Origin of the sequence: Streptomyces sp. NPDC051822, from assembly GCF_044452745.1 — a bacterium.
Classification (GTDB): domain Bacteria; phylum Actinomycetota; class Actinomycetes; order Streptomycetales; family Streptomycetaceae; genus Streptomyces.
The window spans coordinates 80,054-104,400 of record NZ_JBITBZ010000009.1 but is presented as its reverse complement, the minus strand read 5'-3'; the positions used below and the strand labels follow the sequence as shown (position 1 = coordinate 104,400).

The 24,347-nt window shown below is 72.6% G+C and carries 19 protein-coding genes; 11 read left to right on the top strand and 8 right to left on the bottom strand.

The genetic code is table 11. The annotated features are described in order from the left end of the window. Positions 1–112 precede the first annotated feature (112 nt). Entirely contained in the window at positions 113–1,441 is a 1,329-nt protein-coding gene (locus tag ACIA8N_RS25595) for a histidine kinase (protein ID WP_365778589.1), read from the top strand. Here the strand turns inward: ACIA8N_RS25595 and ACIA8N_RS25590 are convergent. Then, positions 1,438–1,929 carry an SUKH-3 domain-containing protein gene (locus tag ACIA8N_RS25590; protein WP_365778591.1) on the bottom strand — a complete coding sequence of 164 codons (492 nt, stop codon included), beginning with the start codon at positions 1,927–1,929 and terminating at the stop codon, positions 1,438–1,440. The genes ACIA8N_RS25595 and ACIA8N_RS25590 overlap by 4 nt on opposite strands. 10 nt (positions 1,930–1,939) lie before the next feature. Further along, positions 1,940–2,452, bottom strand: a complete 513-nt coding sequence (locus tag ACIA8N_RS25585) for a YwqJ-related putative deaminase (protein WP_365778593.1) — start codon at positions 2,450–2,452, stop codon at positions 1,940–1,942. 265 nt (positions 2,453–2,717) lie between these two features. Here ACIA8N_RS25585 and ACIA8N_RS25580 point away from each other — a divergent pair, with 265 nt between their 5' ends. From ACIA8N_RS25580 to ACIA8N_RS25560, 5 genes are all read left to right on the top strand, one after another. After that, entirely contained in the window at positions 2,718–3,716 is a 999-nt protein-coding gene (locus ACIA8N_RS25580) for an SMI1/KNR4 family protein (RefSeq protein ID WP_365778595.1), read from the top strand. 7 nt (positions 3,717–3,723) lie between these two features. Then, entirely contained in the window at positions 3,724–6,303 is a 2,580-nt protein-coding gene (locus ACIA8N_RS25575; RefSeq protein ID WP_365778597.1) for an SUKH-4 family immunity protein, read from the top strand. 157 nt (positions 6,304–6,460) lie between these two features. Continuing rightward, complete coding sequence (locus ACIA8N_RS25570) at positions 6,461–7,393, top strand: cellulose-binding protein (RefSeq protein WP_365778599.1); 933 nt, start codon at positions 6,461–6,463, stop codon at positions 7,391–7,393. A gap of 166 nt (positions 7,394–7,559) precedes the next feature. Further along, positions 7,560–9,827: a VCBS repeat-containing protein gene (locus ACIA8N_RS25565; protein ID WP_365778601.1), complete on the top strand. Its 2,268-nt coding sequence runs from the start codon at positions 7,560–7,562 to the stop codon at positions 9,825–9,827. Positions 9,828–9,955: 128 nt separating this feature from the next. Further along, a complete protein-coding gene (locus ACIA8N_RS25560) occupies positions 9,956–10,780 on the top strand; it encodes a thioredoxin domain-containing protein (RefSeq protein ID WP_365778603.1) in 825 nt (274 codons plus the stop codon). On the opposite strand, the gene ACIA8N_RS25555 is transcribed toward ACIA8N_RS25560, so the two are convergent. Next, complete coding sequence (locus tag ACIA8N_RS25555) at positions 10,738–11,268, bottom strand: ATP-binding protein (protein WP_365778605.1); 531 nt, start codon at positions 11,266–11,268, stop codon at positions 10,738–10,740. The two genes, ACIA8N_RS25560 and ACIA8N_RS25555, sit on opposite strands and share 43 nt — an antisense overlap. 103 nt (positions 11,269–11,371) lie before the next feature. Here ACIA8N_RS25555 and ACIA8N_RS25550 point away from each other — a divergent pair, with 103 nt between their 5' ends. Further along, positions 11,372–12,232, top strand: a complete 861-nt coding sequence (locus tag ACIA8N_RS25550) for a helix-turn-helix transcriptional regulator (protein ID WP_365778607.1) — start codon at positions 11,372–11,374, stop codon at positions 12,230–12,232. Continuing rightward, a complete protein-coding gene (locus tag ACIA8N_RS25545; protein ID WP_365778609.1) occupies positions 12,229–12,417 on the top strand; it encodes a DUF397 domain-containing protein in 189 nt (62 codons plus the stop codon). Before ACIA8N_RS25550 ends, ACIA8N_RS25545 begins: the two co-directional genes overlap by 4 nt. A 65-nt stretch (positions 12,418–12,482) precedes the next feature. Here ACIA8N_RS25545 and ACIA8N_RS25540 read toward each other — a convergent pair whose 3' ends face one another. From ACIA8N_RS25540 to ACIA8N_RS25530, 3 genes are all read right to left on the bottom strand, one after another. After that, positions 12,483–13,034, bottom strand: a complete 552-nt coding sequence (locus ACIA8N_RS25540) for a DinB family protein (protein ID WP_365778611.1) — start codon at positions 13,032–13,034, stop codon at positions 12,483–12,485. A gap of 10 nt (positions 13,035–13,044) precedes the next feature. Beyond that, a complete protein-coding gene (locus ACIA8N_RS25535; protein ID WP_365778613.1) occupies positions 13,045–13,380 on the bottom strand; it encodes a hypothetical protein in 336 nt (111 codons plus the stop codon). A 113-nt stretch (positions 13,381–13,493) separates the two neighbouring features. Further along, entirely contained in the window at positions 13,494–14,993 is a 1,500-nt protein-coding gene (locus ACIA8N_RS25530) for an MFS transporter (protein ID WP_365778615.1), read from the bottom strand. Between the two features lie 204 nt (positions 14,994–15,197). On the opposite strand from ACIA8N_RS25530, the gene ACIA8N_RS25525 reads away from it, so the two are divergent. The 3 genes from ACIA8N_RS25525 (at position 15,198) to mfd (ending at position 22,366) form a co-directional block, all read left to right on the top strand. Further along, on the top strand, positions 15,198–15,986 hold the full coding sequence (locus ACIA8N_RS25525; protein ID WP_365778617.1) for an ABC transporter ATP-binding protein: 789 nt from the start codon (positions 15,198–15,200) through the stop codon (positions 15,984–15,986). Further along, positions 15,983–18,556: an FtsX-like permease family protein gene (locus tag ACIA8N_RS25520; protein ID WP_365778619.1), complete on the top strand. Its 2,574-nt coding sequence runs from the start codon at positions 15,983–15,985 to the stop codon at positions 18,554–18,556. Before ACIA8N_RS25525 ends, ACIA8N_RS25520 begins: the two co-directional genes overlap by 4 nt. A gap of 273 nt (positions 18,557–18,829) precedes the next feature. Next, positions 18,830–22,366 (top strand): transcription-repair coupling factor, encoded by a 3,537-nt coding sequence (mfd, locus tag ACIA8N_RS25515; protein ID WP_365778621.1) that lies wholly within the window; start codon positions 18,830–18,832, stop codon positions 22,364–22,366. 47 nt (positions 22,367–22,413) lie between these two features. Here mfd and ACIA8N_RS25510 read toward each other — a convergent pair whose 3' ends face one another. Both ACIA8N_RS25510 and ACIA8N_RS25505 read right to left on the bottom strand, forming a co-directional pair. Then, entirely contained in the window at positions 22,414–23,673 is a 1,260-nt protein-coding gene (locus ACIA8N_RS25510; RefSeq protein WP_365778623.1) for an SGNH/GDSL hydrolase family protein, read from the bottom strand. 28 nt (positions 23,674–23,701) lie between these two features. Further along, a complete protein-coding gene (locus ACIA8N_RS25505; protein WP_365778625.1) occupies positions 23,702–24,280 on the bottom strand; it encodes a TetR/AcrR family transcriptional regulator in 579 nt (192 codons plus the stop codon). Positions 24,281–24,347 lie beyond the last annotated feature (67 nt).

Sequence of the window (24,347 nt, the reverse complement as noted above, 5' to 3'; positions counted from 1 at the left end):
GAATGCGGACGTCCGGGTCGAAAGCTCTGGCGATTCAACTGTTCGAGGGACTGGTGTGCGCAGGGTTGACGTTGCGTGTCTCCGTGAAGGGCTCGCCCGTAGGGTGGGTGGCATGACCGTAACGGGGGCAGACCGGGACGCCGGGGGCGTCCGGAGTTGGTTGTGGTGGGGGAGACGGCGGAGCGCCGTTCTCGATGTCGGGCTCGCTTTCGTGTCCGCGCTGGAGTGCGCGGTCGAAGGCGTCGGGTTCGCCGAGAAGGCCGGGCTTCCCGTGCCCGTGGGGGTGCTGTTCGGGCTGGTCGTCGGGTCCGTGCTCGTCTTCCGGCGGCGGTGGCCCATCGGCGTCGTGCTCGTGTCGATCGCCGTCGCGCCCGCCGAGATGGGCTTCCTGATGGGGATCGTCGGGCTGTACACGCTCGCCGCCTCCGAGGTGCCCCGCCGGATCACCGCCGTGCTCGCGGGGATGTCGACGGTCGCCGTGTTCGTCGTGACCGTGGTCCGGATGAGGCAGGACATCGCCCAGGCCGACGTCGGAGAGCCGGACATCGACCCGAGCGGCTGGTACGTGCCGGTCGTCTCGGTGTTCATGACCCTCGGGCTCAACGCGCCGCCGCTGCTCTTCGGCCTCTACATAGGGGCGCGCCGCCGGCTCATGGAGAGTCTCCGGGAGCGCGCGGACAGCCTGGAGCAGGAGCTGTCACTGCTCGCGGACCGGGCGGAGCAGCGCGCGCAGTGGGCGCGGCAGGAGGAGCGGACGCGGATCGCGCGGGAGATGCACGACGTGGTGGCGCACCGGGTGTCGCTGATGGTGGTGCACGCCGCCGCGCTCCAGGCGGTGGCCCTGAAGGATCCGCAGAAGGCCGTGCGGAACGCCGCGCTCGTGGGGGACATGGGGCGGCAGGCGTTGACCGAGCTGCGGGAGATGCTCGGGGTGCTCCGGGAGGGGACCGCTCCGGCGGGTCCGGCCCCGGTGCCGTTGGCCGCCGTCGGCCGTGCGGCCGCCGCGGCCGCGGAGGCCGCCGCCGAGGACGGGCCGTGCCTGGACGCCCTGGAGGCCTTGTGCGAGCAGTCGCGGCTCGCGGGGGCGGCGGTGGAGTTCGTGGTGGTGGGTGAGCCGCGGGCGTACGCGCCGGAGGTGGAGCGGACGGCGTACCGGGTGGTGCAGGAGGCGCTCACGAACGTCCACAAGCACGCGGCGGGCGCGAAGGTCGTGGTCCGGCTCGCGCACCGGGAGGCCGAGGTCGCGACGCAGGTGGAGAACGGTCCGTGTCCTTCGGACGCGGGTGGCGCGGACGTACGGCTGCCGAGCGGCGGGAACGGGCTCGTCGGCATGCGGGAGCGGGTGCTGCGGCTCGGGGGCGTGTTCGTCTCGGGGGAGACGGACGCCGGCGGGTTCAAGGTGTCCGCGGTGCTGCCCGACAAGACACCCCCCGGGTCCTAGCCGGCGGTGAGGCGGGGCGGCTGCGCGCCGGTGACGAGGGTCGAGAGGGCCGCGTCGATGTCCTTGCCCAGGTACCAGTCGCCCGCGTGGTCGAGGCTGTAGACGCGGCCTTCGGCGTCCATCGCGAGGAGGGCCTGGTGGTCGCCCTCCTCGCCGAGCGGTGCGATCTCCGTGTCCAGGGCGCGGCCGAGGTCGGCGAGGGTGCGGGAGAGGTGGAGCCCGGCGAGCGGGTCGAAGCGGACGGCGGCGGGCGCTATCTGCCGGCCGTGGCCGGGGGCGGTGATCCGCAGGCCGCCGAATTCGGCCCAGGCCTCGACGGCGGCGGGGAAGACGCTGTGCCGGTGGCCGGCGGGGGAGACGTGGGCGCGCAGGGTGTCGGCCCATTCTTCGGCGAGCTTGATGTCCCAGCGGCCGGGCTGCCAGCCGGCCTCGCGGAGGGCGGCGTCGACGTTGACCGGGAAGCGGGTGGTGCTGAGGTGGTCGGGCATGGGTGTGCGGTCAGCCGTTCTCGACAGGCGTGGTGGGGTCGACGGTGCGGACGCCGAAGTGGGCGAGCATCGCCGTACAGGAGCGGCAGGGTGCGGCGTAGCTGCCGTGCAGCGGGTCGCCGTCCTCGCGGATGCGGCGGGCGGTGATCTTGGCGTGCTTGAGGGAGCGGCGGGCCTCGCCGTGGGTCAGGGGCTTGCGCTGCGCGCGCTTGGAGCGGCTCGTCTCCGTGGCCGTGAGGTGCCGGGAGAGCAGGATCGCCTCGGGGCAGCGCCCTGTGAAGCGTTCCCGCTGGCTGCTGGTGAGGGTGTCCAGGAAGTCCTGGACGAGGGCGTGCAGGGCCGGCGGGCGGTCGCCCCGGCCGGCGGTGCACGTGAGGGTTTCGCCGCGCACGGAGAGAGCGGCCCCGACGGTGGGAAGGATTCCGTCGCGGCGGTGACGCAGTAAGGGTGCCCGGGTGGCCTCGGCGCTGCTGCTCCAGTTGAGGCGTGGGTCACCCTGAGTGGGTGTCGTTGCTGTCTGCATGGTGCTGGTCTTCCCCTCCTGCAATCCCCCGAGTTGCGTGCACAGCCTGCCAAATAGGAAGCCACATGGGGAAGCTGGGGCGGGGAAACGTGGCTTCGGTGTGTCGGAATCATGGTCCACCTGTCATGGGCTCGTGACACTTGGTGACCGTCGGATCGGGCCGGTTCGGGCTCTTGTGGCAGCGCATAGGCTGTGCGGCATCAGTCAGCAGCAGCCAGCGGCTGCGGGTAGTAGCAGTCAGCGACGCCAGCAGGGGGCAACCGCCATGACGACAGGTCGGCTCGGGCAGGACACCGCGCCACCGAACGCGGCCTACGCCGGGCAGGTCGTGCACTTCCCGGACCCGGTCCGTGCCTCCCGGCATCCGCGAGGGGTGCGGGTGGACGAGTTCGGTCATCCGGATTTCTCGCCGTACGCGCGTGCGGCGGCGGAGATCGCCGACCCACCGGAGGGTTTCGGGGTCGACGAGCTGCGCCTCACGGACTACGTGTCGGCGAACGCGGCGATGGCGGCGACCGGCCATGAGCTGTGGGACACGATTCCCCCGGTGGCGACGCCGCACGGCTGGACGTGGCACCACGTGGCGCGCAGTCGCCGGATGGAGCTGGTCCCGGTCGAGGTGAAGGCCCTCCTTCGGCATCACGGCGGGGTGGCGACGGCTGCCGTCGACCACGCGAAGCGGGGTACGCGTCCGCTGCAGGAGACCCGGCCGGTGCACTTCGGGCTGCCGAAGGGCGTGGTGTCGGTGTCCGAGCAGCAGTTGCAGGGTGTCGAGGAGGACCTCGGCTACCGGCTGCCGGGGGCGTACCGCTCGTTCCTGAAGGCGGCGGGTGGCTGTGCCCCGGTGGGCGCGGCGCTGGACGCGGAGCTGGGGCTCCTGGTGGACCAGCCGTTCTTCACGGTGCGGGAGGAGGCGGGCGTCAACGACCTGGTGTACGTCAACAAGTGCCTCCGTGACCATCTGACCAAGGACTATCTGGGCGTGGCGTTCGTCCAGGGCGGTCTGATCGCGCTGAAGGTGCGGGGTGAGGGGGTCGGGTCGGTGTATTTCTGCGCCTACGACGACGCCCGGGACTCCGGCGAGGTGGCGGCCGGCTGGTCGGTGGGTGAGCGGGTGGAGCGTCTGCTGCTGCCCTGTGGTGCGGACTTCGACGTGTTTCTGCAGCGTCTCGCGGGCAATCCGCCGGAGCTGGAGACGGTGGCGAACCTGATGGTGGACGGTGGCTTCGCGCGTGCGGTGCCCGTGGTCCCGGTGGGGGAGTGAGTGGGCTGTGGTGACCTTCGCGCAGGCGCAGGAGCGCGCCGAGGAGTGGATCAACGGCGAGCTGCCGTCGTACCAGCACCGTGAGGTGCGGGTCCGGGAGTTCGAGCTGGGGTTCGTGGTGTGGGCGGAGGACCGCGAGGGCGGTCCGACGTCGGACGGCGGTCGTCAGCGGCTCGTGATCGCCCGGGACAGTGGCGAGGCGACGCTGTGGCCGGGGCTGCCGGTGGGTGAGGTGATCCGGCGGTACGAGGAGGAGTACGGGGCGGCGGAGGAGGTTCCGGCGCAGGCGGCCGTTCCCGCGGCCCGGATCGATCTGAACCAGACGTCCTTCCTGCTGACTCCGCCGGAGTGGTTGCAGGACGCGGCGGACAAGGTGGGCCTGCCGCAGCGGCCGAACGTGTCGCAGGAAAACGGGAGTTCGTCGGCGCCGGCGGATGACGCGTCCGATCCGGTGAGCGCGGCGGGGGCGGGGCCCTCGGCTTCGGTGGCTTCCTCCGCTTCTTCTGCTTCCTCTGTTTCGTCGGCTTCGTCGGCTTCGTCGGCTTCGGATTCGGTGGGCGGGGGCGTCGCGTACGAGCCCACGGCGATGGACGGGGTTCCGGCGGAGACGCCGGCCGCGCCCGTATCCACGCCCGCGCCCGTACCCGCGCCTGCCCCGGCGGCTCCGCCCGCGCCCGCGGCCGGCCCGTGGGTCGACGCCAACGCGAGCGCCGGTGGGGCGGACGGGGCGGTGCCGTTGCCCGCGACCGTCTTCGCGCCGGCACTGTCCGGGGCGGACGACGAGGACGCCCCGCCTCCGCAGGTCGGCGCCGACGCGCCGACCGCCCTGATGCACGGCGGCAGCGCGCTGCCCCCGACCGCCGTGGCGCCCCGGCTCGACCCGGCCGCGCCGAGGCCGGGCGGTGCTCCGGCGACCCCGCCCGGGCCGCCCGCCCCTTCGGCGCCCGGTCCCTCGCCGCTGCCTCCGCAGGCCGGCCCCGTCGGCCCGGGTGGGCCCGGGGTTCCGCCGCCGCCCGCTCCCGCGCCCTCGGCGCCCGGCGGCGGGGACATCGCGGACGCCGCGACCAGCAAGGCCACCCTGCCGCCGAAGGCCGGGCGCGGTCCCGCGTCGCCGCCTCCGCCGCCCGGAGCCCCGGGTGTGCCGGGTGCCTCGTCGGGTTCCAACGCGTACATCCCCACCCAGTTGGTGTCGCAGCTCGGGCCCGAGGGGCTCCAGCCGCCGGCGCCGCCCGCTCAGCCGGGGCCGCCCGGTGCGCCGCCCGCTCCGGCTCCGCCCGGTCCGCCGACGCCGCCGCAGCCCGTGCACCACGCGGCGACGATGCTGGCGCACCCGAGCCAGGGCGGTCAGGCCGCGCCCCCGCCGCCTCCGCCGCCGCCGGGCATGCCCGGTGCGCCCGGTACGCCGGCGGGCGGCATCGCGCATGCCGCGACGATGCTGGCGCACCCGGGTCCCGCCGGTCCTTCGGCGCCGCAGCCTCCGGGCCCGCCGGCTCCGCCGCCGCCGGTGCACGGTCACACGCCGCCCCCGGTGCACGGTGGTCACGCGCCGCCGCCCGGGCCGGGGCCCGTCCCCGGTCCCGTACCGCCGGCGTACGGATATCCGCAGCCGGCGGGTCAGCCGACGGTCGGCCCCGGCTACCAGGCGGTGCTGCGCTATCGGGCGCCCGACGGTTCCGAGGCGCAGATCATCCGGCGTTCGGCGCCGGGCACCCCGCATCCGGAGTGGCAGATCCTGCACGAGCTGCGCGCGATGAACGTGCCGCCGCAGCAGGTGCTCGAACTGCACACGGAGCTGGAGTCCTGTGAGCTGCCGGGTGGTTACTGCGCGCGGATGATCCGGGAGACGTGGCCGCAGGCGCGGATCACGAGCATCGCCCCGTACGGTCGCGATCACCACGGCCGTCAGCAGGGCATGCGGCAACTCCTGACCCATCAGGGTGAGTTGCACCAGGTCGCGGACGGTCCCGCGCGGCCCGCGCCGGTGCGGGCGCCGCTGCCGCAGGTGCAGCCGGCACCGCCGGTTCCGCCGGAGGCGATCGCGCAGGAGCTGGCCGGTGCGTTCGGTCCCGGCATCCTCCGCTTCGACCAGCGCGCGGTGTCCCGTCAGGGGGTGCCCGAGCTGGTGGCGCGGACGCTGGTGTGGGCGGGTCTGCCGGCCGACTTCGGGCCGTTCTTCTGGGCGCAGCCCGCCGTGCCGGTGGTGCCGACGCTGGCCGAGCTGGCGGCGCAGCGGCAGGTGCAGGCCGCGCCGGACGCGAGCTCGTACCTGGTGCTCGGTTCGGACTTCGGGCGGGCGCTGTGCGTCCAGTACGGGACCGCGCACATCGTGGCGGTGCCGGTGGAGGCCGGTCCCGGCGGGCAGTCGGTGCCGCCCCAGTTCGTGAACACCGGGCTGCCGGAGTTCGCCCGCTCGATGGCGCTCCTCGGCCGGATGTGGCGGCTGCGGTTCGGGCTCAACCCGGAGCAGGCCGGTCGCTGGACGGTCGACTTCCAGGCGCAGTTGGCGATGCTGGACCCGGCGGCGCTGTCGTCGCCGGAGAACTGGTGGTCGGTGCTCCTGGAGCAGATGTGGGACGGCCTGTTGTAGGAGAGGGCGGTCCAGGTTTCCCGCTGACGCGGATGGACAGGGATGCGCTGAACGGAATGTGATGAAGGGCGCTCGACGTGTATGCACGTTGAGCGCCTTTTGTCCGTTCTGATGGAGCATCCTGGACGTTCGGGACAGAGGGAAGGGGAGCCAGGAGATGAGTTTCGCTGTCGGACGGGGGCGCGGGTACCGGCCCGAACAGGTCGACCGCTATCTCGCCGCGCTCTCCGAGGACCGTGACGGAGCCCGGGAACGGGCGGCCCGGCTGACGGTCCTGGCGGAGGAGATGGAGACCGAGGCGGTCCGGCTGCGCGAGGCCGTCGAGGCGCTGCCGCCGCAGCGGTACGAGTCGCTGAGCGCCCGCGCCCGGAAGATCCTGGAGCTGGCCGAGCTGGAGGACGAGACGCTCGTACGGGAGGCGGAGGCGGAGGCGCAGTCCCTCGCGGAGGCGGCGGAGACGGCGGCCCGGGAGGCGGCGGAGGTGGCGCGGGCGTACGCGGAAGGGGTACGGGCGGCGGCGGATGCGGCGGCCCGCGCGACCCTGGAGGCGGCGCGGGGACGGGCCGAGGAGCTGACGACGGAGGCGGACCGCGAGGCGGAGGAGCTGCGGTCGGCGGCTCGCGAGGTCTTCGAGGAGACGGAGCGGCGCGCGGCGGAACTCCTGGAGCAACAGCACGCGGAGCAGACGGCCGTACGGGACGAGGCCGACCGTGCGGCGGAGGGCCGCGCGGCCGCCCTGGACGCCCGCCACGAGGAGCGGCTCACCCGCGCGGAGGCCCGGCTCGCGGAGGCGCAGAAGGCGCTGGCGAAGACGGAGGAGCAGGCCAGGCACGGCCAGGAGGACGCGGAGGCGCGGGCGGGAGAGCTGCTCGCGGAGGCCAGGCTGAAGGCCGAGCGGACCGAACGCGAGACGGAGCGGGTGCTGCGGGAGCACGAGGAGGCGCGGGACGAGATGCACGCGCACATGAACCACATCCGCAACGCGCTCGCGGCCCTGACGGGGCGTCCGGCGGGGCCCTCGGAACCGGAGACCGGCTCGGATCCCGTGACGGACCCGGACGGGAACCCCCGCGCGGACGAGGAGGACTGAAGCCCGGGGCCGGACGGGCACGTCCTGCCCCGGAAGCGGCCGGGCCGTGTGACGGAAACGGCCGGCCCGTGTGACGGAGGCGGCCGGCCGGCCCTACCCGAAGCCGGTGGCAACCGGAAGCCGCCCGTCCGATACCCTCCCCTTTCCCAGGGGAGGGAACACGTATATGAACCACGCACGCTCGCGCGCCCGCCGGCTCGCGGCCACGGCCGTCACCATCGTCCTCGCCGCCACGGGAGGCACGCTCACCACGCTCCCGGCCACGGCCGCGCCGGCCACCACGCGGGAGGACCAGCAGGCCGCCGTGGCGTTCCCGCTCGACGCGGACGTCGTCGGTGCGGGACCGAGTGGCTTCCTGTCGAAGACGCGGGGCACCACGCCCGAGTACCGCTGGACCCGGTACGCCGACGGCTCCTCGACAGTCCTGACGGGCGCGTCCGCCGCCGGTGGCGGTTCCGACCTCGTCGTCACCGGTGACCGGACCCTGCTGACCGTCAGTTCGGTGCTGCGGGTCTACGACATGTCGAAGCCCGCCGCGACGCCGGTGGAGATCGACTTCGACGCCCTCGGCGACTACAGCTACTCGGGGCTGGCCGGCGACACCCTCCTCCTTGAGCGGTACGAGAACGGCTACGGGGTGCAGTACGCCACCACGCTCGACGCCGCCACGCTCGCCGGAGGCACGCCGACGATCCGCAAGCTGGTCGGAGGGATCCAGATCGACTGCCAGGACGGCGACGGGGGCTGGACCGACACCGGCTCCGCACTCTACGACTGTGCGATCGGGGACTGGCGGGGCTCCGCCAAGATCCTCGTCGATCTCGCCACGGGAGAGCAGTCCTGGTTCCCCCAGGGACCGGACGAGTGGGCGTGGGACGGAGCCGTGTCCGCCACGCATGTGGCCTGGCGCGAGGCGCGGTTGGGGGGCGACGGGATCGTCGTTGTCCGACGCGGCGGCGGGGCAGCGCGTCAGTGGTTCCCGGAAGCCCACGTGGAGGACCCGCTGTACCTGGTCGGCGGCTGGCTGGCGTACGGACAGAAGGCCCACATCGACGCGTCCGCGACCGGCGCGGGCACGGCGAACCCGACGGTGCGGCCGTTCACCCTCCAGTCGATCGAGACCGGCGAGAAGGCCGTTCTCCTCACCGCGTTCTCGTCAGCCGTCGCCGGTCCCGGAGGCTCCCTCCTGGTGCGCGGTGGCACCCCCGAGCACGGCGAGGGCCTCTACCGGGTCTCACCGCGCGCCGACGGCGCCCGGCCGGACGTCGAACTGGTCGCTTCGACGGGGCAGTCGACCGTCGTCGCGCTCACCGGCTCCACCGCCCCGCAGACGCTCACCGGCGACCAGCTCGCGAACGGGGTCGACTTCGGCTGGGACCTGTCGCGGGGAGACGCGCACGTCGAGGTCAGCCTGACGCACGTCCGCAGCGGGAAGTCGCTCTCGCGGGAGTGGCCGGCCGACGGCGCCGCCGCCGACGGGGCCGCCCGCCGCGTCGCCTGGCGCTGGGACGGCAAGGACGTGGAACGGCCGGGCGGACTGCTGAGCCCCGCCCGCGCGGGCGCGTACGAGTGGAAGATCGTCGCCCGCCCGGACGAGGGGATCGGCCCGGAGCTGGTCGCCACCGGCCGGTTCACCGTGAACCGGGCCCCGGCGCCACACGACTTCGACGGCGACGGCACGGCCGACCTGCTGACCCGGGCGTCCGACGGCGGCCTGTGGTCGTTCCGGACGCAGCCCGCCGCCACGGGCGGTCCGGTCACGTCCGCGGGCGGGACGCGGGTCGGTCACGGCTGGCAGGTCTACGACCGGATCGAGACCGCCGGGAACCTCGCGGGCACGACCGCGCCCGACGTCGTCGCCCGGGACCGCTCCGGCGTCCTCTGGCTCTACCAGGGCACCGGGGACCGGGCCGCGCCCCTCGCCGCCCGGACGCGGATCGGCGGCGGCTGGCAGGTGTACGACCGGATCGCGGCCGGCAGCGACGTCACCGGCGACGGCCGCCCCGACCTCGTCGCCACCGACACGTCCGGCATCCTCTGGCTCTACGCCGGCACCGGCAACGCGAACGTGCCTTTCTCCGCCCGCAAGCGGATCGGTCACGGCTGGGGCGTCTACAACGAGATCACCGCCGTCGGCAACCTCGCCGGAGGCCCGGCCGGTGACCTCCTCGCCCGGGACAAGGACGGTGTGCTGTGGCTGTACCTGGGCAAGGGCGACGGCACCTTCGCCGCCCGCACGCCGATCGGCCGGGGTTGGGGCGCCTTCACCGACCTCGTCGGCGTCGGCGACGCGAACGGCGACGGGTACGCCGACCTGATCGCCTCGGCCGGCGGAGCCACCTTCTACGCGGGAACGGGCTACTGGAAGGCGCCCTTCAAGCCGGGCGTGAAGACGGACGTCACGAACGGGCTGCGGTACGACACCGCCTTCTGACCCGGCCCCCTCACCGGGCGCGGGCCGCCGGTGACCGTTCGGTCAGCGCTCTCTCGACGAATCTTTGATGCGACTGTCATACCGGACCCGTAGAGTCCGCCTGTTCACAGGGGAGGGGCAGGAGTTCGATGAAGATCAGCAGAACGGTCCGGGCGGCAGCCGTCGCGGTGGGTCTCGTAGGAGCCGTGGCGGGATGCGCACTGGGCGGGACCAGGGCGGGGGACGTCGCGCCGGACGGGCAGGAGTCGGGGGGCGCCCGCCCGGCGGCACGCACCGCGACGGTGACCTACGCGTCCGGCGAGCGGCTGCCGGAGCGAACGGCCCAGGACGGTACGACGATCGTCGTCGGCAATCCCGCGGCCCGTTCCACGGTGCACGTGTACGAGGACCCGCGCTGTCCCGTCGTGGAGGAGTTCGAGCGGACGACCGGTGAGGCACTCCGGAAACTGCTGCTCGGTGGGGAGATCAAGGCCGAGTACACCTTGGCCTCCTTCAGGGATGTCCGGCTCGGCGGCGACGGCTCGAAGCGGGCCGTCAACGCGCTGCGCGCGGCGCTGGAGAAGGGGAAGTTCGTCGAGTACCACGCGGTCCTCTTCGAGAACCAGGCCGCCGTCGAGGGCAGCAGCGGGTTCACCACCGAGCGCCTCCTGAAGCTGGCGGAGAAGGTTCCGGGACTTCGGGGCGAGGCCTTCGACCAGGCCGTCAGGACGATGAAGTACAGCTCGTTCGTCACCGCCTCCCAGAAGGCGTACCAGCAGACCGGCGACGATCCGATCGGCCCGGGCACGCCCACGGTCGTCGTCAACGGGCACCACATCGACGGCGGTCTGTACGGGGTCAACTTCGACGCGAACCTGTTCTCCCTCCTGGTGGAGGACCTTCACAAGCACCCCGGCAACTGGGACCTGGTCTACAAGGACCTCAATGTGGTCGCGGAGGCCGGCGAGTCCTGATGCGGGAGGGCGCACTCCGCCCAGACCGTCTTGCCCGGGGCGCCGGGCCTCGGGCACCAGCCCCAGCGCTCGGCGAGTGCCTCGACGAGCAGCAATCCCCGCCCGCCGTCGGCGGTTTCCTCTCCCGGGCCGGGGGGCTTCCCCGGGCGGGGCGGTACGCGCTCGGCCCGGGTGTCGCTCACCTCGATCCGTGCGACGCGGCCGGGCCCGTCCGTGACCCGGAGGAGCAGCCGGAAGTCCCGCCCCGGCACGTGCCCGTGCCGCACCGCGTTCGCGGCCAGCTCGGCGGCGACCAGGACGACGGTCTCGTGGGGGCCGGTCCCGTACGGGACGCCCCACTCGTCGAGCCGCACGCCGACCAGCCGGCGGGCGAGCCGGGCGCCCCGGGGCGTCGAGGTGAACCGCAGGGAGAAGACGCCGCTGCCCAAGTAAGGCGAGCGCGAGCCGAGTTGGGTGGGGCCGGTGAGGCTCAGGTTGTTGCTTTTCATGCCTCCCAACCTCCTCTTGGTGGCGTAGCGTGACCAGTGGTGACGCACCGACGCGATCACCCTGTACGTGGTCTGTCGGTGCGCGTACGAGAGGCGGGGTGCGATGGCGGAAGAGCAGGCGGAGCCGGAGGCCGACGAGGCGGAGGGCGCCCAGAGGGCCGACAAGTCCGGGCGTGGTGTGGTGGCCGCGTTCGGGCAGAGCCTGAAGACGCTGCGGACGAGGGCGGGCATGGAACGGGAGGAGTTCGGCAAGCGGCTGGGCTACTCGGCGTCCACCATCGCCTCGTTCGAGCAGGGCCGGAGGATCCCGCCGCCGCGCGCGATCGACCGGTCGGACGAGGTGCTCGACGCGGGCGGACTCCTGACGGTCTGGAAGGACCAGCTGGAGAGGGCGCAGTACCCGGCGTTCTTCCAGGGGATGGCGCAGCTGGAGAAGCAGGCGATAGAGCTGCTGTCGTACGACACGTTGGTGGTCAATGGCCTGCTCCAGACCGAGGAGTACATGCGGGCCCTGGTGGGCAACCATTGCCCGCCGGTCGACGCGGAGACCATCGAGCAACGCGTGACCGCCCGACTGGCCCGTCAGGCGATCTTCGAGCGAAGGCCCGAGCCGCTCCTGAGCTTCGTCATGTGCGAGTCGGTGCTGCGGAGGAAGGTCGGCGGTGGAGACGTGCTGCGCGGACAGCTCGAAGAGCTTCTTCTCATCGGTCAGCGGAGGAACGTCGAGATCCAGGTCATGCCGCTGGCCAGTGAGGACAACGCCGGTCTGGAAGGGCCGTTCACCTTCATCACCCGTGACGATGGCAAGAGGTTCGTCTACGTTGAGGCCCAGGGCACCAGCACTCTGGAGACTGACCACAAGCAGGCCGTTCTCGCCGCAGCTCGCTATGGGATCATCCGGTCACAGGCTTTCACGCCGCGAGAGTCGCTGCAGTTCATCGAGAAGTTGCTGGGAGAGCTATGAACACCACAGATTCCCTCGCCTGGTTCAAGAGCAGCTACAGCGGTGGTGACGGCGGCCAGTGCGTCGAGGTCGCGACCGGCGTCGACGCCGTGCACGTCCGTGACTCCAAGGATGTGGCCCGGCCGGCCCTCCGGGTGTCGCCCGAGGCGTGGGCCGGGTTCGTCGGGCTCGCCTCGGCGGAGTAGTACATCTGCCGCTTGTACGAGAGAGAGCCCTGCCCGTCCGAGTCGGGCCGGCAGGGCTCTCGGGCTCACCTCGGCGGGTCCTCGCCCGTCAGGCCGTCGACGGATTCGCGGATGAGGTCGGCGTGGCCCGCGTGGCGGGCGTACTCCTCGACGAGGTCCAGGAGGATGCGGCGGAGGTTGGGGCGCTCGCCGCTGCGGGTGGTGTAGGCGCCGAGTTGGTCGAGGCCGCCCGCGTCGAGTGCCTCGTCGACGATGGCGCGGGAGCGCGCGACCGATTCCTGCCACAGGGCGAGCAGTTGCTCGGGGGTGTCGTCGGCGGCGGACCGGTAGGCCCAGTCAGGAGTGCTCTCCCAGTCGACGGCGTCCCAGGGGGCGCCGACCGCAGTGTCGAGCCACAGCCGGGCGAAGTGGCTGTCCTCCACGTGCGCCAGGTGCTTGAGCAGGCCGCCCAGGGTGATCGTGGATGCGCCGACCGTGGCTCGCATGCCGGGGGAGTCCAGGCCCGAGCACTTCCAGGCCAGCGTGGCCCGCTGGCGTTCGAGGGCGCCGAGGACGGCTTCCGCCTCGGTACCGGCGAGGGGAGGTTCCGGCCATGTGTCGGCTGTCGCTTCAGTCATGATCCAGACCCTAGGCCGCCCAGATCACGAGGCCGAGCGCGATCGCGCACATCGCGAGACCGGTGACGAGGGCGCGGGCCGGTACGGACAGGCGGCGGACGGCGGGCGTGCGGAGCAGCGCGACCGGTACGGCCACTACGGCGAGGCCGATCGGCGCCCAGCCGAGCGGGATCCCGTCGGTCGCCCCCGTGTCCGCCGCCGCCCACAGCGCCAGGAACCCCGCGCCCGAGAGCAGCAGGAGGGCGACCGCCCACAGGAGGGCCGCCACCACGGCGATGCCGGTCCCGCGACGGGACCGCGCCGGGCGGGCGGGGCCGTAGAGCCTCGCGTACGTGTCGGGGTGCAAGGCCGGCTCCTTCGGGCGGGTTCACCACAATCGTCCGGTCCGGGGCGCCGCCCCGACATGGGCGCGCGTGCTCATCTCCGGGCGGGCGCGTACTCAGGGCCGAACTGCATGCGCTAATCCGCTTCCTTCAGGACCGGGAAGCGGCGGGGGGCCAGGGTGAGCAGAGCCAGGAGGGCGAGGGCTGCCGCGCCCGCCGCGCCCAGGTAGACGTAGTCCACGGCCGCGTCGACGGCCCGGCGGGTGGCGTCGGTGGTGTGGAGGGCGCCCGCCAGGCTGTCGAGGTCGGTGTCGGCGCCGAGGCGGGAGGCCAGGACCGCGTTCGCTACCGCGCCGAAGAGGGCGGCGCCGATGCTCTGGCCGACCTGGCGGCAGAAGAGGACCGAGGCGGTGGTCGTGCCGCGTTCCTCGTACGGGACGGTCGACTGGACGCCGACGATCAGCGGCAGTTGGAAGAGGCCGAGGGCGCCGCCGAGCAGCAGCATCAGGAGCGTGGGCTGCCAGGGTTCGCCGGGGAACGGAAGGAACGGGAACGCAAGCAGCAGGATCAGGGCGAGGGAGATGCCCAGGATCGCGGTGAGGCGGAAGCCGATGCGGGTGTAGAGCCGGTTCGAGAGCGCCGCCGCGATGGGCCAGCTCAGGGTCCAGGAGGACAGGACGAAGCCGGCGGCTATCGGGCCGAGGCCCAGGACGGACTGGGCGTACGTCGGCAGGAAGACGGCCGGGGCGACCATGAGCAGGCCGAGGGCGCCCAGGGAGAGGTTGACGGCGGCGATCGTGCGGCGGCGCCAGACCCAGCCGGGGACGATGGGTTCGGCGGCGCGGCGCTCGACGACGACGGTGACGGCGCCGAGGACGGCCGCTCCGGCGAGGAGGCCGAGGGAGGGCGCGGAGAGCCAGGGCCAGGCGACGCCGCCCTGGACGAGCGCGGTGATGAGCACCGCCCCGGTGGCGAAGATGCCGAGGGCTCCGGCCCAGTCGATCCGTACGGGCGCGCGGGGTGCGGTGCGGGCGGGTTCCACCAGGTGGCGCCAGATCAGCCAGAGGGCGACGAGTCCGACGGGCACGTTGATCAGGAAGATCCAGCGCCAGTCGGCGTAGCCGGCGAGGAGTCCGCCGGCGGCGGGTCCCGCGACCGAGGAGGCGGCCCACACGGAGGACAGCCGGGCCTGGATCTTCGGGCGTTCCTTCAGGGGGTAGAGGTCGGCGGCGATGGTCTGGACGGTGCCTTGGAGGGCGCCGCCGCCGAGGCCCTGCACGATGCGGAAGGCGATGAGGGAGGCCATGCTCCAGGCCGCCGCGCAGAGCAGGGAGCCGATGAGGAAGAGGACGACCCCGGCGATGAGGACGGGCTTGCGGCCGAAGGTGTCGCTGAGCTTGCCGTACACGGGCAGGGTGACGGTCACGGCGAGCAGGTAGCCGGCGAAGAGCCAGGAGAAGACGGCGAGTCCGCCGAGGTCGCCGACGATCTGGGGGACGGCGGTGGCGACGATCGTGCCGTCGAGGGCGGCGAGGCCCATGCCGAGCATGAGCGCGAGGACCACGGGGCGGCGGTGTGCGGGGGCGGGCGCCGGGGCAGGGTCGGCTTCCGCGCGGGTGGTCGACGGCTCCGTCACCGGGACACCTTTCCTTTCTTCATACACCTAAATGCTCGCGGACAGCGTGCCACTCGGACCGGGGGTGGAGGAACCCCTAGGGGCTTCTCCCCCATACGGCCCAGGGGCCGTTCGTCCCGGCGGAGGACGAGAAGGGGCGCTCCGGCTTCTTAACTTGAACTTACAAACCCACCCAACGCTCCACTCCACCCCTAGGAGAAGACCGTGACCACGGCTGTGACCACCCCCAAGCACGGGGGCACCGGAGGGCGGACGGCCGTCGTCGCGCGGGCCCGTCAGGTCGTCAAGGCGTACGGCTCCGGGGAGACCCGGGTCGTCGCGCTCGACTCCGTCGACGTCGACATCGCCCGTGGACAGTTCACCGCGATCATGGGCCCCTCGGGGTCCGGCAAGTCGACCCTGATGCACTGCCTCGCCGGGCTCGACACCGTCACGAGCGGTGAGATCTTCCTCGACGACACCGAGATCACCCGGCTCAAGGACAAGAAGCTCACGCAGCTCCGCCGGGACCGGATCGGCTTCATCTTCCAGGCGTTCAACCTGCTGCCCACCCTGAACGCCATCGAGAACATCACGCTCCCCATGGACATCGCGGGGCGCAAGCCGGACGCCGAATGGCTGCGCCGGGTCGTCGACACCGTCGGCCTCTCCGACCGCCTCAAGCACCGGCCGAACCAGCTCTCCGGCGGTCAGCAGCAGCGCGTCGCCGTTGCCCGCGCGCTCGCCGCCCGGCCCGAGATCATCTTCGGTGACGAGCCCACCGGCAACCTCGACTCCCGGGCCGGCGCCGAGGTCCTCGGCTTCCTCCGCACCTCCGTCGACGAACTGGGCCAGACGATCGTCATGGTCACCCACGACCCGGTCGCCGCCTCCTACGCGGACCGGGTCCTCTACCTCGCCGACGGGCGGATCGTCGACGAGATGGAGCGGCCCACCGCCGACGCCGTCCTCGACCGCATGAAGGACTTCGACGCGCGCGGGCGGACGTCATGAGCGTCCTGAAGACCTCCCTGCGCAACTTCCTCGCCCACAAGGGCCGGATGGCGCTCTCCGCCGTCGCCGTGCTCCTCTCCGTCGCCTTCGTCTCCGGGACCCTCGTGTTCACGGACACGATGAACACGACCTTCGACAAGCTCTTCGCCGTCACCGCCTCCGACGTCACCGTCAGCCCGAAGAACGGCTCGGTGGGCGACGAGGCCCCGCAGACCGGCCGCCCCGAAGCGCTCCCCGCCTCGCTCGTCGAGCAGGTGCGGAAGGCCGAGGGCGTCCAGGCCGCCGACGGCGACGTCACCTCCCTCAGCGTCACGGTCGTCGACGCCGAGAACAAGAACGTCGGGCCCACCGGCGGCGCCCCGACGATCGCCGGCAACTGGAGCCCCGAGGACCTCCGCTCGGTGGAGCTCGTCTCCGGCCACGAGCCGCGCGGCCCCACCGACGTCGTCGTCGACGGCGCCACCGCCGACAAGCACGGCCTGAAGCTCGGCGACGAGCTGCGGACGATCTCCGTCGCCGGTGACTTCACCGCGAAGATCTCCGGCATCGTCGAGTTCAAGGTCACCAACCCCGGCGCCACTGTCGTCTACTTCGAGACCGCCACCGCGCAGCGTGAACTCCTCGGCAAGGAAGGCCTGTTCACGCAGGTCCTCGCCGAGGCGAAGCCCGGTGTCCCGGACGACGCCCTCAAGAGGAACATCGCCGCCTCGATCGGCGGCGACTACAAGCTCCAGACCGCCGCCGAGGCCGCCGACGCGGGCCGCGAGGACGTCGCCGGCTTCCTCGACGTCATGAAGTACGCGATGCTCGGCTTCGCCGGACTCGCCTTCCTCGTCGGCATCTTCCTCATCGTCAACACCTTCTCCATGCTGGTCGCCCAGCGGACCCGCGAGATCGGCCTCATGCGGGCCATCGGCTCCAGCCGCAAGCAGGTCAACCGTTCCGTCCTCGTCGAGGCCGTACTCCTCGGCGTCGTCGGCTCCGTCGCCGGAGTCGCGGCCGGCGTCGGCCTCGCCGTCGGGCTCATGGAACTCATGTCCTCCATGGGCATGGAACTGTCCACCCGCGACCTCACCGTGAAGTGGACGACCCCCGTCGTCGGCCTCGCCCTCGGCGTCGTCGTCACCGTCCTCGCCGCCTACGTCCCGGCCCGCCGCGCCGGGAAGATCTCCCCGATGGCCGCCCTCCGCGACGCGGGCACCCCCGCCGACGGCAAGGCCGGCCGGGTACGGGGCGCGATCGGCCTCGGCCTCACCGCCGCCGGAGCGGCCGCCCTCGTGACGGCGGCCCGCGCCGACGAAGCAGGCCCCGGCTCCCTCTGGCTCGGCGTCGGCGTCGTCCTCACCCTCCTCGGCTTCGTCGTCATCGGCCCGATCCTCGCGGGCGGCATCGTCCGCGCCCTCGGCGCCGTCGTCCTGCGGGTCTTCGGCCCCGTCGGCCGGATGGCCGAGCGCAACGCGCTCCGCAACCCGCGCCGCACCGGCGCCACCGGCGCCGCCCTCATGATCGGCCTCGCACTCGTCGCCAGCCTCTCGGTCGTCGGCTCCTCGATGGTCGCCTCGGCCACCGACGAACTCGACAAGTCCGTCGGCGCCGACTTCATCGTGCAGTCCGGCACCGGGCAGCCGATCGTGCCGCAGGCCCAGGCCGCCCTGGAGAAGGCGCCCGGCCTCGACCACGTCACCGAGTACAAATGGGTCGACGCCACCGTCACCGACCCCCGCGGAAAGACCACGACGGCCGACCTGGCCGCCACCGAGCCGACGTACGTGAAGGACCTGCGCCGCGAGGTCACCGCCGGCACCCTCACCGAGGCGTACGGTCCCGGCGCGATGTCCGTCGGCAGCGACTACGCGTCGGAGCACGGCGTGAAGGTCGGCGACGTGCTGACCCTCGCCTTCAAGGGCGGCGAGAAGGCGAAGCTCAAGGTCGCCGCGATCACCGCCGACACCGGCAACGTCGACAACGGGGCGATGTACGTCAACATCACCACCCTCGCCGAGTACGTCCCCGCCGACCGCGTCCCGCAGAGCCTGCTCCTCCTCGCCAGCGCGAAGGACGGCCAGGAGACCCAGGCCTACCAGGCCCTCAAGGACGCGCTCGCGCCCTACCCGCAGTACAAGGTGAGCAACCAGGCCGACTACAAGGAAGAGCTGAAGAACCAGGTCGGCCAGCTGCTCAACATCGTGTACGGGCTCCTCGCCCTCGCGATCGTCGTCGCCATCCTCGGTGTCGTGAACACCCTGGCCCTCTCGGTCGTCGAGCGCACCCGCGAGATCGGCCTCATGCGGGCCATCGGCCTCTCCCGCCGTCAGCTGCGCCGCATGATCCGCCTGGAGTCCGTGGTCATCGCCCTCTTCGGCGCCCTGCTCGGCCTCGGCCTGGGCATGGGCTGGGGCACGGCCGCCCAGAAGCTCCTGGCCCTGGAGGGCCTCGGCGTCCTGGAGATCCCGTGGCCGACGATCCTGACGGTCTTCGTCGGGTCGGCGTTCGTGGGCCTGTTCGCGGCGCTGGTCCCGGCGTTCCGGGCGGGCCGGATGAACGTACTGAACGCGATCGCAAGCGAGTAGCCGCGGCCGCGATGCGACCCGGGTGCCGGCCCCCTGCCAGGGGCCGGCACCCGACCCGTTTCCGGGCGGCCCCGTCGGGGGCCGTATCCCCCGGGTGGCCGGGGTCGTGGGCCGGGGGCGGGCAGGTGGACCGTGTTTCGGAAGCGGGTGTCCGTGGGTCGTCGTAGGCTGGGGCGGACCGGGCCGTACGCGTCCGGGACCACCCCGGCCCGTGACACGTGTCGGGCTGTTCGCGTTGTCCGCCCCCGTAGTCCGAACCCGGGATGGAAGTCCATGAGTCTGCACGGTCTGCTCGACGTCGTCGTCAAGGACGCCGCCCTCGCCGAGGCGGTGAAGGCCGCCGCCGACGGGAACCGGCCCCACGTCGACCTGGTCGGGCCCGCGGCCGCGCGGCCCTTCGCCGTCGCCGCGCTAGCCCGGGACTCGGGGCGGCCGGTGCTCGCGGTGACCGCGACCGGGCGGGAGGCCGAGGACCTCGCCGCCGCGCTGCGCTCACTGCTCGACCCGGACCGGGTCGTCGAGTACCCCTCCTGGGAGACACTGCCGCACGAGCGGCTCTCACCCCGCTCCGACACCGTCGGCCGACGCCTCGCCGTGCTGCGCCGACTGGCCCATCCCCGGGACGACGACCCGGCCGCCGGACCCGTCAACGTGGTCGTCGCGCCGATCCGGTCCGTGCTCCAGCCGCAGGTCAAGGGGCTCGGAGACCTTGAGCCTGTGAGCCTGCGCAGTGGGCAGACCGCCGATCTCAACGGCATCGTCGAGGGGCTCGCCGCCGCCGCGTACTCCCGCGTCGAGCTCGTCGAGAAGCGCGGCGAGTTCGCCGTGCGCGGCGGCATCCTGGACGTCTTCCCGCCGACCGAGGAGCACCCCCTCCGGATCGAGTTCTGGGGCGACGACGTCGAGGAGATCCGCTACTTCAAGGTCGCCGACCAGCGGTCCCTCGAAGTCGCCGAGCACGGCCTGTGGGCGCCGCCCTGCCGTGAGCTGCTCCTCACCGAGGACGTGCGGCAGCGGGCGGCGGCGCTCGCCGAGGAGCACCCGGAGCTGGGCGAGCTGCTCAACAAGATCGCCGAGGGCATCGCCGTCGAGGGCATGGAGTCCCTCGCGCCGGTCCTCGTCGACGACATGGAGCTGCTGCTCGACGTACTCCCCAAGGGCTCCATGGCCGTCGTCTGCGACCCGGAGCGGGTGCGGACCCGGGCCGCCGACCTCGTCGCCACGAGCCAGGAGTTCCTGCAGGCCTCGTGGGCGGCTACCGCCGGCGGCGGCGAGGCCCCGATCGACGTCGGCGCGGCCTCCCTGTGGGGGATCGCGGACGTACGGGACCGGGCGCGCGAGCTCGGCATGGCGTGGTGGTCGGTGTCGCCGTTCGCGGCCGACGAGTCCGTGCCGGGCGACGGGGACACCCTCACCCTCGGCATGCGCGCCCCCGAGTCGTACCGGGGCGACACCGCCCGCGCGCTCGCGGACACCAAGGGCTGGCTGGCCGACGGCTGGCGCACGGTGTACGTGACGGAGGCCCACGGGCCCGCGACCCGTACGGTCGAGGTCCTCGGTGGCGAGGGCATCGCCGCCCGCCTCGACGCGGACCTGGCGGAGATCTCGCCGTCCGTCGTGCACGTGTCGACCGGTTCCATCGACTACGGCTTCGTCGACCCGGCGCTGAGGCTCGCCGTGCTCACCGAGACCGACCTGTCCGGCCAGAAGGCGGCCGGCAAGGACGGCCAGCGGATGCCGGCCAAGCGCCGGAAGACGATCGACCCGCTGACCCTGGAGGTCGGCGACTACATCGTGCACGAGCAGCACGGTGTCGGCAGGTACGTGGAGATGGTCCAGCGGACCGTGCAGGGCGCGACCCGCGAGTACCTCCTCGTCGAGTACGCCCCCGCGAAGCGCGGCCAGCCCGGTGACCGGCTGTACATCCCGACCGACCAGCTGGAGCAGGTCACCAAGTACGTGGGCGGCGAGGCGCCGACCCTGCACCGGCTCGGCGGCGCGGACTGGACGAAGACGAAGGCGCGCGCGAAGAAGGCCGTCAAGGAGATCGCCGCCGACCTGATCAAGCTCTACTCGGCGCGGATGGCGGCACCCGGTCACGCCTTCGGCCCGGACACCCCCTGGCAGCGCGAGCTGGAGGACGCCTTCCCGTACGCGGAGACCCCCGACCAGCTGTCCACCATCGCCGAGGTGAAGGAGGACATGGAGAAGACGGTCCCGATGGACCGGCTGATCTGCGGCGACGTCGGCTACGGCAAGACGGAGATCGCCGTGCGGGCGGCCTTCAAGGCCGTCCAGGACGGCAAGCAGGTCGCGGTGCTCGTCCCCACGACGCTGCTCGTGCAGCAGCACTTCGGCACCTTCAGCGAGCGGTACTCGCAGTTCCCCGTGAAGGTGCGGGCGCTGTCCCGCTTCCAGTCGGACACCGAGTCCAAGGCGACCCTGGAGGGGCTGCGGGAGGGCTCGGTCGACATCGTCATCGGCACCCACCGCCTCTTCTCCTCCGAGACGAAGTTCAAGGACCTCGGCCTCGTCATCGTCGACGAGGAGCAGCGGTTCGGCGTCGAGCACAAGGAGCAGCTGAAGAAGCTCCGGGCCAACGTCGACGTGCTGACCATGTCGGCCACCCCGATCCCGCGAACTCTGGAGATGGCGGTGACGGGCATCCGCGAGATGTCGACGATCACCACTCCGCCGGAGGAGCGGCACCCGGTCCTCACCTTCGTCGGGCCGTACGAGGAGAAGCAGATCGGCGCCGCCGTCCGGCGTGAACTCCTGCGCGAGGGCCAGGTCTTCTACATCCACAACCGGGTCGACTCGATCGACCGGGCGGCGGCGCGGCTGCGCGAGATCGTGCCCGAGGCGCGGATCGCGACGGCCCACGGCCAGATGGGCGAGAGCGCCCTGGAGCAGGTGGTCGTCGACTTCTGGGAGAAGAAGTTCGACGTGCTCGTCTCGACGACGATCGTCGAGTCCGGCATCGACATCTCCAACGCCAACACCCTGATCGTGGAGCGCGGCGACAACTTCGGCCTCTCGCAGCTCCACCAGCTGCGCGGCCGGGTCGGACGAGGACGGGAGAGGGGCTACGCCTACTTCCTCTACCCGCCGGAGAAGCCGCTGACGGAGACCGCGCACGAGCGGCTCGCGACGATCGCCCAGCACACCGAGATGGGCGCCGGCATGTACGTGGCGATGAAGGACCTGGAGATCCGGGGCGCGGGCAACCTGCTCGGCGGCGAGCAGTCCGGCCACATCGCGGGCGTCGGCTTCGACCTGTACGTACGGATGGTCGGCGAGGCGGTCGCGGACTACCGGACGCAGATGGAGGGCGGCGCGGAGGAGGAGGCTCCTCTCGAGGTGAAGATCGAGCTGCCGGTCGACGCCCACATGCCGCACGACTACGCGCCGGGGGAGCGGCTGCGGCTCCAGGCCTACCGTTCGATCGCCTCCGCGAACTCGGAGGAGGACATCAGGGCCGTACGCGAGGAGCTGACCGACCGCTACGGCAAGCTGCCGGAGCCCGTCGAGAACCTGCTCCTGGTGGCGGGCCTGCGGATGCTGGCGCGTGCGTGCGGGGTCGGCGAGATCGTCCTGCAGGGGCCCAACATCCGTTTCGCGCCCGTGGAGTTGCGCGAGTCGCAGGAGCTGCGCCTGAAGCGCCTTTACCCGCGCACGGTGATCAAGCCGGCGGTCCACCAGATCCTGGTGCCGCGCCCGACATCGGGCAAGATCGGCGGCAAGCCGGTGGTCGGTCGCGAACTCCTCGCGTGGACGGGTGAGTTCCTGACGACGATCCTCGGGTCGTAGGTCCTGCTCGGGGGTGCGTGGGGCTTCTTCCACGCACCCCCTCCCGCTCAGAGCTCGTCGAGGTCCAGCGCCTCGGCCATCGCGGTGTAGCCCGCGTCGTTCGGGTGGAGGCCGTCGCCCGAGTCGTACGCGGGAAGGATGCGGTCCGGGTCGGCCGGGTCCGCGACGGCGCGGTCGAAGTCGACGATCGCGTCGTACGCGCCCGAGGTGCGGACCCAGGTGTTGAAGGCGTCCCGCTTGGCCTCGTTGGCCGGAGTGCTGTAGGAGGAGCCCTTGACCGGGGTCAGGGTCGCGCCGATGACCTTGAGGCCCTTGGCGTGGGCTTCGCGGATCAGGGTGCGGTGGCCCGCGATCAGCCGGTCGACGGGGACGTCGGGGGTCGCGGCGGCGGGGAAGTCCACCGTGCTGCCGCCGATGTCGTTGATGCCTTCCAGGATGACGACGGTCCGCACGCCGGGCTCGGTGAGGACGTCCTGCCGGAAGCGGGTCAGGGCCTTCTCGCCCGCCCAGGTGGTGTCGTTGACGACCTGGTTGCCGGCGATGCCGTGGTTGAGGACGGCGCGGGGGCGGCCGGCCGCGGCGAGGCGTTCGGCGAGCTCGTCGGGGTAGCGGTGGTCGGTGTCCTGTGTGGAGCCCACGCCGTCGGTGATGGAGTCCCCGAAGGTGACGACGCCGTTGCGGCGCGCGGTGTCCCGGCCGCCGGTGACCTCGACGCCGGAGAGGAAGTACCAGGAGGCGCTGGTCTCCTCGAATGCCGTGCCCGAGAGATCGGCGCGGTGGTCGCCGGTGGCGCGGTAGCTGGTGGCCGAGGAGAAGTGGTGGAAGGTCGCCGGGCCGGTCTCCTCCGCCAGGTAGAGGGTGACGGTCAGGGATCCGAAGGCGTCGACGGGGAGGGACGCGGAGTCGCTGAGGAGGGTGCCGCCGGCCGGGATCGTGACGGACGGCCGACCGTCGAAGCGGAGGTGGCGTACGGAGCCGGTGCGCACGGCGCCGCCTTCCGCCGTGCGGGCGACGGTGGCCCCCGTGATCCGCAGGGGGCTGGTGCCGTAACGGTTCGTCAGCTCGATCCGGGCCCGGGTGCCGCCGGTGGTGACGCGGACGACCTGGCGGACCGTGTGGTTGTCGAAGCCCTGCTGTGACCAGTTGGCGCCGAAGGGCGCGGTCGGCGACTGCGGTGAGGCGGCCCAGGCGCCCCGCCAGTCGGGGCCGTGGTGGCCGGTGTCGGCGAGGGCGGTAGGTGCCAGCGCCAGGGCGGCGGTGGTGACGAGGGCCAGGGCGGTGCGACGGAGGGTGTTCGACGTGTACATGCCTTCGTCAATGGCCGGAGGGTGCCTCCTATTCCTCGTTCGTCAGGGGGAGTTGGCCGGTGAAGAGCAGGCCGGTGAGGGAGCGGAAGTACTCCTCCGGGTCGCGGTCACCGAGTGCGTCCCGCACGTTGTGGGTGAGCAGCAGGGTCGCGAAGCCGTGGGCGAGGGACCAGGCGGCGATGCCCGCCGTACGGGCGTCGGGGAGCTCCGTCAGGCCGGCGACGCCCGCGCGGAGTTCGGCCGAGGCGCGTTCCTTGGCGGCCAGGAGGTCCGGGTCGTCGGCGCGCAGCAGGTCCGGCTGGAACATGACCTGGAAGTGGGCGGGGTGCTCCACGGCGAAGCGCACGTACCGCACCCCGCGCTCGCGCAGGTCGGACGCGGCGGCCAGGGTCTCGGCGAGGAGCCCGTACCCCTGGGCGGCGAGGGCTGTGAGGAGTCCGGTGCGGTCCTTGAAGTGGTGGGCGGGTGCGGCGTGCGAGACGCCCGCGCGGCGCGCGAGGTCGCGCAGGCTGAGTGCCCCGGGGCCGTCGGCGGCGATGACGTCGAGGGCGGCGTCGAGGACGGCCTGCCGCAGGTCGCCGTGGTGGTAGGTGTTCCGGCTCGTCATGGCTGCAGCGTATCCCGCATCTAGTCATTGACAAGTTCCGGCGGGTCCACGCATTATCTAGTCAGTG